The sequence below is a fragment of the Rhizobium sp. M1 genome, from assembly GCF_002531805.1.
Taxonomy (GTDB): domain Bacteria; phylum Pseudomonadota; class Alphaproteobacteria; order Rhizobiales; family Rhizobiaceae; genus Rhizobium; species Rhizobium etli_C.
In genome coordinates, this window is record NZ_NWSW01000012.1 from 151,573 (window position 1) to 167,850 (window position 16,278).

General features: G+C 60.8%; 16 protein-coding genes. 5 read left to right on the forward strand and 11 right to left on the reverse strand.

Annotation, left to right across the window (positions count from 1 at the left end):
- Nucleotides 1-35 precede the first annotated feature (35 nt).
- The 10 genes from CO655_RS13645 to CO655_RS33385 all read right to left on the reverse strand — a co-directional run bounded on the left by CO655_RS13645 (nucleotide 36) and on the right by CO655_RS33385 (nucleotide 8,852).
- On the reverse strand, nucleotides 36-851 hold the full coding sequence (locus tag CO655_RS13645) for an HAD-IIB family hydrolase (protein ID WP_097665044.1): 816 nt from the start codon (nucleotides 849-851) through the stop codon (nucleotides 36-38).
- Nucleotides 848-1,633 (reverse strand): DeoR/GlpR family DNA-binding transcription regulator, encoded by a 786-nt coding sequence (locus tag CO655_RS13650; protein ID WP_097665045.1) that lies wholly within the window; start codon nucleotides 1,631-1,633, stop codon nucleotides 848-850. Before CO655_RS13650 ends, CO655_RS13645 begins: the two co-directional genes overlap by 4 nt.
- A gap of 9 nt (nucleotides 1,634-1,642) precedes the next feature.
- A complete protein-coding gene (locus CO655_RS13655) occupies nucleotides 1,643-2,392 on the reverse strand; it encodes a glycerophosphoryl diester phosphodiesterase (protein WP_097665046.1) in 750 nt (249 codons plus the stop codon).
- A gap of 60 nt (nucleotides 2,393-2,452) precedes the next feature.
- Nucleotides 2,453-3,499: a sn-glycerol-3-phosphate import ATP-binding protein UgpC gene (locus CO655_RS13660; RefSeq protein WP_097665048.1), complete on the reverse strand. Its 1,047-nt coding sequence runs from the start codon at nucleotides 3,497-3,499 to the stop codon at nucleotides 2,453-2,455.
- Between the two features lies 1 nt (nucleotide 3,500).
- Nucleotides 3,501-4,349 carry a sn-glycerol-3-phosphate ABC transporter permease UgpE gene (ugpE, locus tag CO655_RS13665; protein WP_097665049.1) on the reverse strand — a complete coding sequence of 283 codons (849 nt, stop codon included), beginning with the start codon at nucleotides 4,347-4,349 and terminating at the stop codon, nucleotides 3,501-3,503.
- Nucleotides 4,350-4,361: 12 nt separating this feature from the next.
- Nucleotides 4,362-5,246, reverse strand: a complete 885-nt coding sequence (gene ugpA, locus CO655_RS13670) for a sn-glycerol-3-phosphate ABC transporter permease UgpA (RefSeq protein WP_097665050.1) — start codon at nucleotides 5,244-5,246, stop codon at nucleotides 4,362-4,364.
- Nucleotides 5,247-5,307: 61 nt separating this feature from the next.
- Nucleotides 5,308-6,630, reverse strand: a complete 1,323-nt coding sequence (gene ugpB / locus CO655_RS13675; protein ID WP_097665052.1) for a sn-glycerol-3-phosphate ABC transporter substrate-binding protein UgpB — start codon at nucleotides 6,628-6,630, stop codon at nucleotides 5,308-5,310.
- Nucleotides 6,631-7,066: 436 nt separating this feature from the next.
- Nucleotides 7,067-7,789, reverse strand: coding sequence for a ribonuclease activity regulator RraA (locus tag CO655_RS13680; RefSeq protein WP_097665054.1), 723 nt, complete (start codon nucleotides 7,787-7,789; stop codon nucleotides 7,067-7,069).
- 72 nt (nucleotides 7,790-7,861) lie between these two features.
- Nucleotides 7,862-8,647, reverse strand: coding sequence for an IclR family transcriptional regulator (locus tag CO655_RS13685; RefSeq protein WP_097665108.1), 786 nt, complete (start codon nucleotides 8,645-8,647; stop codon nucleotides 7,862-7,864).
- A complete protein-coding gene (locus CO655_RS33385) occupies nucleotides 8,640-8,852 on the reverse strand; it encodes a hypothetical protein (protein WP_141514311.1) in 213 nt (70 codons plus the stop codon). Before CO655_RS33385 ends, CO655_RS13685 begins: the two co-directional genes overlap by 8 nt.
- Between CO655_RS33385 and CO655_RS13690 the strand changes: the two genes are divergently transcribed.
- The 5 genes from CO655_RS13690 to CO655_RS13710 are packed head-to-tail and all read left to right on the forward strand — an operon-like array spanning nucleotide 8,851 to nucleotide 14,231.
- Complete coding sequence (locus CO655_RS13690; protein ID WP_097665109.1) at nucleotides 8,851-10,368, forward strand: ABC transporter substrate-binding protein; 1,518 nt, start codon at nucleotides 8,851-8,853, stop codon at nucleotides 10,366-10,368. The two genes, CO655_RS33385 and CO655_RS13690, sit on opposite strands and share 2 nt — an antisense overlap.
- Before the next feature lie 29 nt (nucleotides 10,369-10,397).
- Nucleotides 10,398-11,318, forward strand: coding sequence for an ABC transporter permease (locus CO655_RS13695; protein ID WP_097665056.1), 921 nt, complete (start codon nucleotides 10,398-10,400; stop codon nucleotides 11,316-11,318).
- Nucleotides 11,315-12,232 (forward strand): ABC transporter permease, encoded by a 918-nt coding sequence (locus tag CO655_RS13700; protein ID WP_097665058.1) that lies wholly within the window; start codon nucleotides 11,315-11,317, stop codon nucleotides 12,230-12,232. The genes CO655_RS13695 and CO655_RS13700 overlap by 4 nt, the downstream gene beginning before the upstream one ends.
- Nucleotides 12,232-13,203: an ABC transporter ATP-binding protein gene (locus CO655_RS13705; protein WP_097665059.1), complete on the forward strand. Its 972-nt coding sequence runs from the start codon at nucleotides 12,232-12,234 to the stop codon at nucleotides 13,201-13,203. The genes CO655_RS13700 and CO655_RS13705 overlap by 1 nt, the downstream gene beginning before the upstream one ends.
- Nucleotides 13,200-14,231, forward strand: a complete 1,032-nt coding sequence (locus tag CO655_RS13710; protein WP_097665060.1) for an oligopeptide/dipeptide ABC transporter ATP-binding protein — start codon at nucleotides 13,200-13,202, stop codon at nucleotides 14,229-14,231. The genes CO655_RS13705 and CO655_RS13710 overlap by 4 nt, the downstream gene beginning before the upstream one ends.
- Here the strand turns inward: CO655_RS13710 and CO655_RS13715 are convergent.
- On the reverse strand, nucleotides 14,225-16,087 hold the full coding sequence (locus CO655_RS13715; protein WP_097665061.1) for an adenylate/guanylate cyclase domain-containing protein: 1,863 nt from the start codon (nucleotides 16,085-16,087) through the stop codon (nucleotides 14,225-14,227). The genes CO655_RS13710 and CO655_RS13715 overlap by 7 nt on opposite strands.
- Nucleotides 16,088-16,278: the final 191 nt, after the last annotated feature.

The window sequence follows — 16,278 nt, forward strand, 5'->3', positions numbered from 1 at the left end:
CTTCCAGGTATGACGGCCCCGGGCTCGGGCTCGCCTCACTGCCTTTCGGCGCGGCGTCGTTCACCGGTTGTCGCGGCATTCAGGATCGTCCTCGCAATGTCGGCGAAACCAAGCCCCGCAGGCTGGGCGGAGATCCATTTCGGCACATGCTGCAGATGCGGAAGGACAGGAACGATATTGCTGACGCCGAAAGAGTTTGGAATGAAGCCAAACATCGGCGCATCGTTTCGAGAATCGCCGACGAATGCGGTGACGAAAGGCAATTCTGCGGGATCGACCCCGAATAGGCCGGTCAAGAGGCGCTCGCTCATGGCGCGTTTGTCATAATCGCCGATCCAGGTGTTGATGTGGATGGAGCTGATGGCGACGCTCCCGCCCATTGCCCTGATATCGCACGCCAGCTCCTCGACAGCGCGCGCATCGTGCCCCTGAATGTCGATCGCCACGTCAGCCAGGCGGAACACCTGATCATGGGCAATCCTGAACGTGCCGCCTTTTTCCGAAATCAGATTTTCGATCGCCTGGAGATGCCGGCGTTGACGCTCGCCTTGCAACGCGCCGTCCTCCCAGTAATCGAAGACAACCTCGCCGCTGCGGCGCGTAACGGCATAGGCACCGCTTTCGCCGATGACCGCGGCGACAGGCCAGGCACGGACGATGTGTTCGCACCACCCAGCTGAACCGCCCGTGACCGGAACGACGGTAATGCCGGCGCGGCTGAGGTCCCAAAGGGCATTATAGGTCTGCGGCAGAAGTTTCCCCTCGGTCGTCAGCGTATCGTCGATATCGGTGAAGAGATAACGCACGTGCTGCAACTCGGCCGCGGATGGCGCCAGATTTACGAACGTCATATCGTCTCCTCGCCGCAGGTCACCACCTCCATGCTGCTCTCGGCGAGCACGCCGGCGACGGAAGCATCGGCCGGCAGCCGGTCGGTGTAAAAGCGGGTAATCTTGTTGAAGGGCGCAACGCGCACGCTCGCATGGCGCGTCCACTTGCTGACATCGGCCGCCAAAAGGCGCGTCTGCGCATTCTCCAGCAGCGCATTGGTGATCTGCGCTTCGGCATAGCTGAAGTCCATCAGGCCGGTCAGCGGGTTCAGCGCACCGGCGCCGACAACCGCATAGGTCGCATAGAATTTCTCGATGAACTTGATTACATCCGTGCCCACGACGTCACGGTCGTCATGACGCAGCAACCCGCCGGTGAGGTGGACTTCGACACTGGGAGATTCGCAAAGCGTCAAGGCGACGTGGATATTGTTGGTGATGACCCTCAACCCCTGATGATCACGCAAAGCCTCGGCAACGAACTGGACCGTGCTGCCGATCCCGAGAAACACCGTCGCATCCGGGCCGATATCGGCGGCGACCCGTCTGGCGATCTGTCGCTTGGCGCGCCGGTTGAGCTGGGCGCGGGCGTTCAGCGAGATGTTGCTGCCCTCGACCGGCACATCGACGCCACCGTGAAAGCGGCGGGCATGACCGAGATCGCAAAGGGCATTGATATCGCGCCGGATCGTCTGGGTCGTCAGATCGTATCGGCGCGCCAGCTCGTCGATATACTGGACGCCCTCGGTTTCGATCAGCGCCAGTATTTCGCGTTGTCGGCTCGATATGACCCGGCTCCCCATCGCTCTTCCTTACGAGAGATAAACACTCGGATCGTCTGTTATCACACCGGTCAAGCCGGCATGCCAAAATGATGCGAGTTCTCTGGGATCATTGGAGGTCCAGGCCCGAACCTTGATGCCGTGGCGCATCGCCTCTTCGAGAAAACCGATGCTGAGGGATTTGTAACCAAGATGGACCGTCGTCGCCGGAATCGATTGGAGCACGTCTCTCCAGTCATTCGGCACTTTGCTCCACAGCATGGCGAGCTCGTAGCTTGGATTGATTTCGTGCATACGCTTGAGTGCTGCAGCGTCGAAGCTCGATATCATGATCTTGGTCTGCGGCGCGCGTGCCCGCAGGTGTTCATCGACCGTTTTCACCAACTGATCGAGCGATTTGTGATGCGGGTGCTGCTTGATCTCGACATTGGCGTTCAGCCCCAGTTCTCCCAACGCGGATACGACCGCGGCAAGGGTTGGCAGGGATTCGCCGTTGAAGCGGGGATCAAACCATGCGCCCGCGTCGATCTTATTGAGATCGGCCGCGCTGAGGTCACCAAGGTTGCCCTTCGACGAGGAGCAACGGTCGACTGACACGTCATGGATGACGACGGCCGTTCCGTCACCAAGAAGCGCGACATCGAGTTCGACCCATTCAGCCCCCTGCTCGGCCGCCGCCCGAAAAGCGGCGATCGTGTTTTCCGGCGCGATTGCCGACGCGCCTCGATGCGCCTGAACCTCGCTGCGGATGGGTCCGGATCGCTGTTCTGATCTTGTCATTGTCTCGTCTCTTTCGTGACTTCTTGAGGCTCGGAGCACGACGGAGGACGCCTGCGCGTCTCAATCCGTCCGCCTTCCCGTCTTGCTGTTGAAGGGGTGCATCTGATCGATGCGGGCAAAGACATCGATCTGCGCGGTCTCGGGAAAGTCCGGCCGGCCCTGAACCGTCAGGACGATCGTCTGCTGGCCCTCGCCCAATCTGACATGCAGGTGGCTTTCCCCGCCGATCGGCTCGAGCAGCTCGACGATCGCACTGAGGCGAATGGAGGGCTCGACGGGCTGTTCGACGAGCAGCGCATCCGGCCGAAGCCCGACTATATCGGTCCCTTCGGGCAATGTGAGGCTTCGCCCGGCCTCGACCTTATTGAATACGTCGATCGACACGAGGTTCATCGGCGGAGAGCCAATGAAGCCGGCAACGAACAAGCTCGCCGGGCGGTCGTAGACCTCCACCGGCGTTCCGACCTGTTCGACCAGCCCACCATTCATGACGACGAGCCTGTCGGCGAGCGTCATGGCTTCCAGCTGGTCATGGGTGACGTAGATGCTGGTGGTCTTCAGGCGGCGCTGCAGCCGGCGTATTTCGACGCGCATCTGCACGCGCAGCTTGGCATCGAGATTGGACAGGGGCTCATCGAAAAGAAACGCAGCCGGCTCCCGGACGATCGCACGTCCCATCGCGACGCGCTGGCGTTGCCCTCCCGACAATTCGCGTGGCTTGCGGTCGAGCAGCGGTCCGATTTCGAGGATGTCGGCCGCTTCCTTGACGCGGCGATCGATTTCCACGCGCGCCGTGCCACGGTTTTTCAAGCCGTATTCCAGGTTTCCGCGAACCGTCATGTGCGGATAAAGCGCATAGTTCTGGAAGACCATGGCGATGTCGCGCTCTGCCGGCTCTGCCTTGTTTACGTTGCGGCCGGCAATCTCGACTTGCCCGTCGCTGATCGATTCCAATCCGGCAATCATGCGAAGCAAGGTTGATTTGCCGCAGCCGGAAGGGCCGACGAGCACGATGAATTCGCCGTCTGCAACCGCCAGATTGATGCCGTTGACGGCGGGAACGGAACCATAGTTTTTCTTGACGTCGACAATATTGATCGTGGCCATTTCATTTCTCCGTTTCCACCAGGCCTTTGACGAAAAGGCGTTGCATGGCGACGATGACGAGGACGGGCGGCAAAGCGGCCAGGATGACCGCCGCCATGACGAGATTCCATCTCGGCTCGGCGTCCGCGACTGCCGCCATCCGCTGGATGCCCATCACGACAGTGTAGAGGCTCTGGTCGGTGGTGACGATCAGCGGCCACAGATACTGGTTCCAGCCGAGCACGAACAGGATGATGAACAGCGCCGCGATATTGGTCACCGACAGCGGCAGCAGGATGTCGCGGAAGAATTTCAGAGGTCCTGCGCCATCAACGCGTGCGGCCTCCATCAGTTCCTCGGGGACGGTCAGGAAAAACTGGCGGAACAGGAAAGTCGCGGTGGCCGATGCGATCAGCGGAATAATGAGCCCGCCATAATTGTTCAGCATTCCGAGGTCGGCGACGACCTTGTAGGTCGGCACGATACGCACCTCGACCGGCAACATCAGCGTGATGAAGATCATCCAGAAGGCGAGCGTGCGAAAGGGAAATCGGAAATATACGATCGCAAACGCCGAGAGGATGGAAATGGCAATCTTACCGACCGCGACACCGACCGCCATGATCAACGAGTTGATCATCATCGGTCCGATCGGCGGCGCACCGGAACTTGTCATTCCCGACGACAGCATGGCCGAATAGTTCTCGATGAGATGCGGTCCCGGCACCAGCGGTACGACGCCGGACAGGAAGTCGTTCGGACCGTGGCTCGATGCGATGAAGGCGATATAGACCGGGAAGACCACGATGGTGACGCCGAGGATCAGGACGATGTGAGCCAGGACATTCAGAAAAGGACGATTTTCAACCACCTTTGACGTTCCTCAATATTGCACGCGGCGTTCGACGAAGCGGAACTGGATCGCGGTCAGAGCAATCACGATCACCATCAGTATGACCGACTGCGCCGCCGAGGAGCCCAGGTTGAGACCGATGAAACCGTCGAAATAAACCTTGTAGACGAGAATTTCCGTGGCGCGCGCCGGTCCGCCTTGCGTCGTTGCATGAACGATGCCGAAGGTATCGAACATCGCGTAAACGATGTTGATGACGACCAGATAGAAGGTGGTCGGCGAGATCAAAGGAAAGACGATCGTCCAGAAACGCTTCACCGGCCCGGCGCCGTCGATGGCGCCTGCTTCCTGAAGCGAGCGCGGCACGGATTGCAGCGCGGCCAGGAAGAACAGAAAGTTATAGGAAATCTGTTTCCAGGTGGCGGCGATGACGATCAGGACCATCGCATCGTTCGGGTTGACCAGATGGTTCCAGCTGACCCCCATGCTGCGCAGCATATAGGCGACGATGCCGATCGAGGGGTTGAACATGAACCACCAGAGTATGCCGGCGATCGCAGGCGCGACGGCGTAAGGCCAGATCAGCAGGGTCGAATAAAGGCGGGACGTGCGCAACACGCGCATGGCCGCGGCGGCCAGAATAAGGGCAATCGCCGTGGACAAGACCGTCACCAGAACGGCAAAGACCAGGGTGTGGCCAAAGGCGTCCATATAGAGCGGATCGGCAAAGAGCCGGCGATAATTTTGGAACCAGACGAAGCTCGTTTTGAAACCGAAGGCATCCTGGCGAAGGAACGACTGCCAGAAGGCGGTTGCGGCGGGCCACAGGAAGAAGACCACGGTTATTAGAATCTGGGGAGCAATAAGCAGATAAGGCAAGACCTTATTGGGAAAGACGGTCCGTTTGGTTTGCATGGGCCCTCACTGACTGACGGAGAGGCAGGGGGCCGGCCTAGCCGCCCCCTGCCCGGAGCCCTTAGTTGGCGGATTGGAAATCGCGAAGCTGCTCGTTGCCGCGCGCGACAACGGAATCAAGCGCTTCCTTCGCGGTCTTCTTGCCGCCCATCAGTGCCGCGAATTCATCATCGATGATGCCGCGAACCTGGACGTAATTGCCGAAGCGGATACCCTTGGAATTTTCGGTCGGCGTGACCCGCGTCAACTGCTTGATGCCGACATCTGCGCCAGGATTCTTTTCATAAAATCCCTGCTCCTGGCTCAGCTTGTAGGCAGCCTCGGTGATCGGCAGATAGCCTGAGAACTGATGCCAGTCGGCCTGAACTTCCGGCTTCTGCAGATAGGTGTAGAACTTTGCGACACCCTTATATTCTTCCTCCGGACGACCCTTCAGCGTCCAAAGCGTGGCGCCGCCGATGATCGAATTGAGCGGCTGCGCGATGACGTCGTCATAATAGGGAAGCGGGGCGAAGCCGACCTTGAAATTTTTGGCATTGTTGATGACGCCGGCACGGCCGGCCGACGAGTTCATATACATCGCGCATTCCTGCGAATAGAACATCGGAGGGGCATTATCGCCGCCCACAGGTCCGCCGAATTTGAAGAGGCCTTCATCCTGCCACTTCTTCAGGTTCCCCCAGTGGCGGATCGTCAGATCGTTGTTGAAGGTAAATTCCGCGTCCAGGCCGCCGAAGCCGTTTGCCTTGGTGGAGTAAGGCTTGTCATGCAGGGCGTTGAGATTTTCGGTTTGCACCCACGAGATCCAGCCGCTTGTAAACCCGCATTTGGCAGCGCCGGACTTCATGATCGTGCGCGAGAAGGCTTCCACGTCGGCCCAGGTTTTCGGCGGCGTCTCCGGATCAAGCCCGGCTTTCTTGAATACGTCCTTGTTGTAATACAGGATCGGCGTGGAGGAGTTGAAAGGCAGAGACAAGACATTGCCGCTGGTGTCCGAATAGTAGCCCACAACCGGCGCAATGAACTTGTTTTGATCCCAAGGTTCGCCTTCATCCTTCATCAACTGGTACACGGGATAAATGGCGCCCTGGGCCGCCATCATCGTGCCGGTGCCGACTTCATAAACCTGGACGATGGCGGGCTGCTGGTTGGCCCGGAAGGCAGCGATGGCGCCCGTCAGCGTCTCATCGTAATTGCCCTTGAAAACCGGAACGATTTCATAATCGGACTGAGACGCGTTGAACCCCTTGGCGATTTGCTCCAGCTTCGCGCCGTTCTCGCCGCCCATTGCATGCCACCACTGGATCTTCGTGGCGGCCATTGCTGGCGCAGACAACGACAGGCCGGTCAGTCCTGCGGTCAGGAAAAAAGCGATCTTATTCATGGTCACTCCCACTTTCTCTCGGTCCGCAGCCTCCCGCTCCAGACGCGCGGCAATGGTAGCAGCGGAGTTTCACATTGCAATAACGGAATGTTCAAATGAACATATCGAGTGCTCGCACACCGAGCGCGGAACGGCTTCTCAGCGTCAGAGCGTGATCGGCATGGCCGGCATTCGCCGTCAGCCGCTCGAATGCACAGATACAATGTTCAAATGAACGTCTTGTGTCAGTTGCGCAAAAATATCATTTCTGTCGGGGACGCAGATATTTCCCGCAGCAACGAGGGCTGGCCCGCGTCAAGACAGACGGCCGGCGACATACACGCGTTCAAATAAGCGGCACGACCCCAAGCCTTCATCGCCGCATCGAGGACGGCCTCACGACGGGCCGGATGTGCGCGGCTGACGCCAATGACCTCCAGAAAACATAAGCCGCGCCTCAGACGGCTTGAACACGGGCTTTGCGCCACGCCGCAAACCGCTCGAGCGTTTCTTTGTTGGGCGGGTAGACGCCGAGTGTTGGCTTGCCGGATTCGATCTCCTGCTTCAGGAACTCCTCCTGCTCCTCCATCGCGACGGCCTCGTCGGCGATCTCGCCTACATATTCCCGAGGAATGATGATGACGGCCTCGCTGTCTCCGAAAACGATGTCGTCCGGGTAGACCGCAACGCCGCCGCAGGCAATCGGCTGGTTCATATCCGATGCGTGATGGGCAACCAGATTGGCGGGCGCCGCAGGACCCAGGCAATAGGTGGGAAGGCCGAGCTGGGCGATATCGGCGGTGTCGCGAACACCTCCGTCGAGCACGAGACCGGCGCAGCCGCGATAGACAAGGCGACGAGCCAGTACCGCGCCAATGCCGGCGATGTCGGCGATCGAGCGGCAGTCGAACACGAGCACGTGGTCCTCCGGTATCGTGTCGATCGCCTTGCGCTGCTGGTTGGACGGATCGGAACTATAGGTCGAACCGTCGATATCCTCGCGGGCCGGAATATAACGGACGGTGACGGCCGGACCGATCATCGGTTTTTCGGTGGCCGCGAGCGGCCGCACGCCGCGAACAGCGGTGTTCCTCAGCCCCCGCTTCAGCAGCAAACTGCTGAGACTCGCCGAATTCGTCTGCAAAAGTTTGGCATAAACCGATGGGTCCAAAGCGGTCATGAGATCCCTCCCCTTGTTCGGCGAAAGATCTACCATATCAAAGCAATTGTTCAATAGTGGATTTATAGTTTCTTATTTGGACAACGGATGGAGCCCATTGATGGTTTTCGTCAGCGTAGCAGCCGCCTCCAGGACCTCGCGCCGGATCGACCGAGCCCGATCCGGTGTTGCCTCTCCAATGAACGGGACGCTGACGGTGGCGATCAGACGACCTTGATCATCGAATACCGGCGCGGCGAAGGCGCGCAAGCCGAGGTTGGATTCCTGATTGTCCTCAGCGTATCCGTTGCGGCGAATTTCCACGAGCGCCTCTTTCAGCGCCTCCGGATCAGTGATCGTGTAGGGCGTCTTGGCCTCCAGCCCGCCGGCGCAGTAGGCTTCGGCTTCACCGTAGTCCGAATAGGCCAGAGTAAGCTTGCCCGCCGCTCCGACGTGCTTACGCGAGCGCGCGCCGACCTTGATAAACAAAGCATAGTCGCCGGGACTCGAAGCGGCAAATATCGTCATCATTTCATACCCCTCGGGCACGGCCAGCTTGAAGGATTCCATTATCCGCTCCGCCGCCGCCGCAAGAATTGGCCTTGCCGCCTCGATGAGCGTCACCCGATCGGCACCGGGCGATATCCGCCGGGCAAGCTCGACGAATTTCGGCCCCAGTTCGTAGGAGGCTCCGCCATTGACCCGCGCGACCAGGCCATGCGCAGTGAGCGAATTCAGAATGCGGTAGACCGTCGAGCGGGGCACATGCAGCTGATCGACCAGAGCCCCAAGGGAAATGCCCGTTTTCGCATCGGCCACCGCCTCAAGCAGATGCGCCGTCTTTTCCACTACGGGAGAACCATGCTTCGGTTCATTCATGAAATTCATATTCCATTAGAGAATTAATCTTCTTGACTTGCCCGGCGTTGACAACCATCTTGTCCACCGCAAGTGTCGTATTTGACACTACGCGCTTGCGGGAGGAAGTAAAGCCGATAGAGCGCCGAAGAGATCCTGCGCAGCCGAAAACGGCTGCCGCGAACTGGATGCCGGCGCGCGGCTGGGAACGGGAGGAGGCTTTCATGGCGATAAGGACTATCCACGCAATTTGCATCGGGCTGGCAATCTCCTTGGCGGCGAGCGTCGCAATGCCCGCCTACGCTGCCGAGGACAAGCTGACGGTTGTGGTGACCGACGAACCGAAGTCGCTGGATCCCTGCGACACCGACCTTTCGGGAAACTCCCGCATCCTGCACAACAATATCACTGAGGCGCTGGTCAACCTCAGCCCGCAGGACGGATCGGTCGTTCCAAGCCTGGCCACCGGCTGGCGACAGGTCGATGAGCTGACCTGGGAGTTCAAGCTGCGCGAGGGCGTGACGTTTCATGACGGCAAGCCGTTCGATTCCAACGCAGTCGTCGCCGCCGTCAAGCGGGCTCAAGATCCGGCACTGGCGTGCGAAGTCGGACTGGCCACCTTGAAGGGCGTCAAGCTCAACGCACAGGCCGCCGATCCGACGACCGTCCTCATCAAAACCGACGTCGTCGAACCGATCCTGCCGAACAAGATGTCTGCCGTCGACATCGGTTCACCGGCGACCCCGAACGACGGCAAGACGCGCAGCCCGGCCGGAACGGGGCCTTACAAGCTGGAAGCATGGACGCCAGGCCAGTCCGTCACGCTCACGGCCTATGACGGCTATTGGGGCGATAAGCCGGCGGTCAAAAACGCGACGATCATCTGGCGTGCCGAATCCGCCGTTCGTGCGGCAATGGTGGAGACCGGCGAAGCGCAGATCGCCTATGAGATCGCGCCGCAGGACGGCACGACCGAACAGGACCAGGCCTTTCCGAACGCTGAAACGTCACTGTTGAGGATCGATGCCCAGGTCCCGCCACTGAATGACAAACGCGTGCGCGAAGCGCTCAATCTCGCCATCGACCGGGACGGCCTCGTCGGAACCATTTTCCATGGGGACGCCCAGAAGGCGATGCAGGTCGTGCCGCCTTCCGTGTTCGGCTTCAATCCCGACATTCCCGTCTGGACCTATGATCCGGAAAAGGCGAAGTCGCTGCTTGCTGCTGCCAAGGCCGATGGCGTGCCGGTCGATAAGGAGATTGTCATCTACGGTCGCATCGGCATCTATCCCAACTCCTCCGAAAGCCTGGAGGCCGTTCAGGCGATGCTGGCGGATGCCGGTTTCAATGCGCGGCTTGAAATGCTCGAGACCAGCCCGTGGCTGAAACGGCTTCTGAAGCCGTGGGACAAGGATCGTCAGCCGTCCATCCTGCAGACGCAGATCGACAATGCCGAGGGAGACGCCGTGTTCACTCTGCCCAACCGCTTTACCACCGACGGCAATCAGGCGACAATCGCAGACCCCAAGCTCGACAAACTGATCGCCGATGGTTCGAAGGCAACCGGCGACGAGCGCAAGACGCTGTTCCAGGAAGCATTCCGATACATCGCCGTCGATGTGGTCAATATCGCGCCGCTCTTCCATATGGTCTCGATTGCCCGCGTCGCAAAGGACGTGAACTACACCCCCGATGTGCAGGCCGGCAACGAGATCAAGCTGAAGTCGATCAGTTATCGCTGATCGTAACCTCTGTCGCCTGAGGAGAGCGGATGTCCCTCACCTATTTCCTGAGACGTGCAGCCTTCGCGGCGCTGGCGCTTGCGGCGTTGATGACGTCCGCTTTCTTCCTCGTGCGGCTGACGGGTGATCCCGTCAATCTCTACCTGCCTGTCGACGCCTCGGATGCGGCGCGCGAAGCCATGCGGGCCCGCCTTGGGCTCGATCGCTCGCTTCTCGCCCAGTTCTTCGATTGGGCCTGGGATATGCTCAGCCTCGATTTCGGGATGTCCCTCTGGCACCATCGCCCAGCCATGGAGGTGGTGCTGGAAGCGTTGCCGAATACATTGGCGCTCGGCGCCATCGCCTTGGCGCTCGCCTTTGCCGCCGCGATCGTCGTCGGCTCGATTGCGGCGGTGAATGCCGGGGGCTGGGTCGACCGGGGCGTCAATCTCCTGTCGCAGGCTGCCGCCAGCGTACCCGATTTCTGGCTCGGCCTGATGGGCGTGCTTCTGTTTGCGGTCACCTTCCGAATTCTGCCGACGTCGGGCTTCGGCGGTCCCGTCTACTGGGTTTTGCCGGTCGCCTGCCTGTTTGCCCGACCTTTCGGAACGCTGGTGCAGATCATCCGCGGCTCGATGATCGCAGCGCTGAATGCAACATTCGTCCGCACGGCCCGCGCCAAGGGTGCCCGTGATGGACGCGTCACCTTCGTGCACGCGCTTCGCAACGCGCTCCTTCCGGCGGTCACAGTGACCGGCGATCTCGCCGCGCAGTTCGCCGGCGGCGGCGGCGTCGTCGAAGTGGTCTTCGGCTTTCCCGGTATCGGCAAACTTCTGATCGACGGCATCCTGAAACGCGATTTCGCGATCGTTCAGGCATCGATCTTTGCCGTCGCCGTCGTCATCTTCTTCATCAACATCCTGATCGACATGCTCTATGCCTCGATCGATCCGCGCGTGAGGGTCGAATGACCGACACATCCGCCGAGTTCCTCCCCGCCCGAGAGCGCCGCGGCCGGCGCATCCTCTGGCTCACGCGGGCGCTTTCGGGTGACCCGATGGCGGTGGCGGCAACCATCTGGCTGCTGATTGTCGTTCTTGCCATTGCCGCCGACAGCCTTTCGCTCCTCGGTGAGAACCGCATCTCGCTCAAGGCACGCAACCTGCCGCCGTTCAGCTTCGGGCAGTCCTGGACCTTATGGCTGGGCGCCGACGCGCTCGGGCGCCCTCTCCTCGTCCGTCTCATCGAGGCGGCATCGACGACGATTGGGATCGCTCTCGTTACGGTATTGACGAGCCTGGCCGGCGGGACGCTGCTCGGCGTCGTCGCCGGCTATTTCGGCGGCTTCGTCGGCAGCCTCATCATGCGGATCTGCGACATTATCCTCGGCTTCCCGACGCTGCTGGTGGCCTTGTTCGGCCTCTATCTGTTCGGCCCGAGCGTCAGCAACCTCGTGATCGTGCTCGCCGTGACCCGCATGCCGGCCTATATCCGCGTTGCAAGAGCCGAAACGCTGGAGGTCCGGGAGAGGCTTTTCGTCGATGCGGCGCGCGTCTTCGGCGGTGGACCAGGCTGGATCCTGCGCACGCACATTCTCCCGAGCGTCGCGCCGACAATGCTGACGCTCGCCTCCGTCAATCTTGCCATGGTCATGCTGTTCGAATCCGGGCTCAGCTATCTCGGACTTGGCATTCAGCCGCCTTCGGTCAGCTGGGGGCTGATGGTCGCGCAGGGCCAGGGCTACCTGTCCTCCGCCTGGTGGCTCAGCTTCTTCCCCGGCCTCGCCGTCATGTTCACCACCATGTCCTTCAACCTTCTCGCCAACTGGTTCCGGATCGTCAACGATCCGTCGCAGCACTGGCGGCTTATGAGCCGGAGGCGCTGATGGCCCTTCTCGACGTCAAGGACCTTCAGGTCAGCTTCGACACGGCTGCCGGCCGCATCCTCGCCCTCAACGGCGTCTCCTTCTCGCTTGAGCGCGGCGAGGTTCTGGCGCTCCTGGGAGAAAGCGGCTCGGGAAAATCGGTGACCGCCGCGGCCATCATGGACCTCGTTCCCAAGCCGCCTGGCGCGATCGACCGCGGCTCCATCCGCTTCGAGGGTACCGAGTTGCTGCAGCTTCCGCGGAACGCGCGGCGTGATCTCTGCGGCGACCGGATCGCCCTGATCTTTCAGGACGCGCTGGCGTCGCTCAATCCGGTCTATCCGGTCGGCTGGCAGATCGCCGAGATGTTCCGCATCCATGGGCGCAAGCCGGAAGGCGGTGTGAAAAATGCGGTGATCGACCTGCTGACGGCGATCGGCATTCCCGACCCCGAACGGCGCGCCAGGCAATATCCGCACGAGTTTTCGGGCGGCATGCGCCAGCGCATCATGATCGCCATGGCCGTGGCGCTCGAACCGGATATCATCATTGCCGACGAGCCGACGACGGCGCTCGACGTTACGATCCAGGCGCAGGTCGTCGAGCTGCTCCGCACGATCCGCGGCCGCAGCAATGCCGGCATGATCTTCATCACCCATGATCTCGGCGTGGTGGCCGAGCTCGCAGACCGTGTCGCGGTCATGTATGCCGGCCGCATCGTCGAAACCGCAAGTGTTTTCGAACTCTTCGAGGATGCCCGGCATCCTTACAGCGTCGGGCTGCTTGCCTCGCAGCCGCGCATAGACACCGACGAGGACGAACTGATCCCGATCCCCGGCTCGGCCCCCAATCCTGTCGCGCTGCCGTCCGGCTGTGCCTTCAGGACACGCTGTCCGCGCGCCGATGGCGTCTGCGCCGAGCTGGCGCCTCGTCTTGAAACCGTCGGTCCAGGTCGCCAGGCTGCCTGCCACTTCCCGGTAGCGCCAGCATGAGCGAGCCTCTTCTCAAAGTGCAAAATCTCTCCCGGCACTTCGGCAGTGGCGCAACGGCGGTGCGCGCCGTCGATGACGTCAGCTTCGCCATCGCCCGGGGCGAAACGGTCGGCCTCGTCGGCGAAAGCGGATGCGGCAAGACCTCGCTGGTACGCACGCTCCTGAAGCTCGGGCCGGCAACGAGCGGCAGCGTCCTGCTCGACGGCGTCGAGATCACCGAGGCGAGCGGCCGCCAGTTGCATGATCTGCGCCGAAAGATGCAGGTCGTCTTCCAGGACCCTTACCAGTCGCTCAATCCGCGCCTGCGGGTCGACCGGTTGATTGCCGAACCTTGGGCGCTGCACCCCGGCGTCCTGCCCAAATCTCGGTGGCGGGAAGAGACGGTCAAGCTGCTCGAATCCGTCGGATTGCGCGCCGAACATGCGGAGCGCTATCCCTCTGAATTCTCCGGAGGCCAGCGTCAGCGGCTCGGCATTGCGCGCGCCCTGACGCTTGATCCGACGCTCCTCGTCTGCGACGAGCCGGTCTCGGCCCTCGACGTCTCGGTCCAGGCGCAGGTCGTCAATCTGCTCGCCAGGCTGAGGCGCGAGCGCAATCTGGCGATGCTGTTCGTCGCCCATGATCTTGCCGTCGTGCGGCATGTCTCGGACCGGGTGATGGTCATGTATCTCGGCAAAATCATTGAAACAGGACCGAAACACTCGATCTTCAGCGCGCCGGCCCATCCCTACACCCAGGCCCTGATGTCGGCGGTCCCGACACCGGATCCGCGGCTTCGCGGACAACGTAGCCGCATCGTTCTGAAAGGCGACCTGCCAAGCCCAGTCGATCCGCCGAGCGGATGCCGGTTTCGAACGCGCTGCTGGAAAGCAACGTCGATCTGCGCGGAACAGGAGCCGGCCTTGACGAACAGGACGGCAATCCCCGGACTGCTGACCGCCTGCCATCACGCCGATCCGGGTCTTCCACGATCGCGCAGCCGAAATGTAGGGGCGTCGGAGGCTGAAGGCCATTTCGTGGGCTATTGAGTCGGACTTCCTGGTAGTCCGGCGCGCGCCAAGTCTGCAGCGGCTTGATCGAGAATCTTAGGATCTCTGAAGTTCCAGGTTTGCCGCCACGACTGGATCGTCGCCCCTGGCGCTGACTTAAGCATCTTCTCGACGGCAGCTCGAGCGTCCGCTTGGCGTCCGAGACGCATATAGGCGACGGCCAGCTGCAATGGAGCGTCGGCGAATTCCGTGGTTTTCAGAACCTCAACAGCGTCTTCGTTTTTGCCAAGGACGATAAAGATAAAGCCTCGCACGTAGTTGACAAACCAGGATAATGCCGGGTCCCGTGCGGCGGCCACGTCGGTCAACTCAAGCGCTTTTTCCGTCTGACCGGCCTGCAAGAAAATACTTGCGGCATCCGTGAGCGTGAAAGCATTATATGGTGCCGCCGCGATGGCCTTGTTCATTGCCACAACAGCCCCATCATGATCCCGCTTGAGCGTCAGGAGCCAAGCGTTGAGCCAGTTTGCCAGCCGTGTTACCTGCGGGCTCAGGTTCTTGTCTGCGAGAACTTGGTTGACTAGCCGCTCCGCCTCCTGAATATCTTGCTGCGGGTTAGCACTGTGGAGCAACGCGACTTTTAACCAGTGAGACCACCCCAGCTCCACGGTCAGCAATGGGGAGCCTGGGAACACCTGCAGCCCCTGTCGTGAAATCTCCCCTGATCGCTCGAGACCTTCCTTCGTGTAAAGGTTCAATTGGCTTTCGGCGCGGAGGTAGTAGTCGTATTCCGCGAGGTTGGTGCTGTCTTTCCCCCAAGCCTGACTGTAATCCGCTTTGCGAATGGCTCCGAATTCACCGGTCATCGCCCCCACGATCTTGCCGGTCAACTCATCCTGAAGCGCCCACGGGTCGGTTCCGGACTTGTCGAACCGGTCTGCCCAGACATGGTCCCCAGTCTTGGCGTTGACGAGCTGCGCCACAATGCGCACCCTCTCGCCCTCCTTGCGCACGCTGCCCTCGACGACATAGCCAACGCCCAACTCCCTGCCGATCTCGCGAATGTCGCCTTCCTTGTCCTGATACGCAAACGACGAGGTTCGCGAGACCACGGCGATGTCAGAAAAGCGAGAGAGGATGGCGATGACGTCGTTTGCCACCCCTTCTCCCAAGTACCCCAGCGTCTTGTCGACGCTCAGATCCTTGAAGGGAAGCACGGCGACAGATGGGATTGTATTGGAGACTACAGGCGAGGTCACCGCCCCCGGATAATACAGCGCCAACCAGACGGCCAGTAGGGCCACGACGGCTGCCGGGACGCCGAGTGCCCACCACAGTCGGCGGATTCCGCGCTTTTGCAGAACGCGTCGGCGGGACGAGGCGTCGATGCGCACGTGATAGACGTCGATAGGCTCTTCGATGTTCTTAACCTTCTGCCGCCCCGCGGAGTCGAAACGAAATGCGAGCTTTTTCTCGACCTCCTTCGCCACCTTACCTGAAATACAGATTCCGCCCGGAAGCGCGAGTTGCTCCAGCCTGGCCGCGACGTTCACGCCTTCGCCATAACGGTCATCGCCATCCACGATCACTTCGCCGATGTTGATGCCGATGCGGACGTTGAACCTCTCTTCCTCTGCTACAGAAGCGTTGCGCTCTGCCATTCCGCGCTGGAGAGACACGGCACATTCGACAGCGTCGACCACGCTTCCGAACTCTGCCAGAAGGCCATCGCCCATAAGCTTGAAGACACGCCCATGATGCGCCGCAATCTCGGGCTCAAAAAGCTCGGTGCGGCGCGCTCGGAGCCGGTCAAAGGTGCCCTCTTCGTCCTGCTCCATCAGTGCGGAATATCCGACCACGTCGGCCGCCAGGATTGCAGATAATCTGCGCTCCATGTCTTAGCTCCCAACATGTATTGCGCGCGCTAAAGACTATACAGGACTTTGCCGAATATTACACGGTGCTTATAGAGCATCCGAAGTTCCGGAGGAGATTTATCGGCCTATTCTTGAAGCCCCCCGAACAGGGTTCCGGTCGTGATTGCGGCGCTTTGGCACTGCGCGGGGAGGAAGCTCTGTCAATGCCA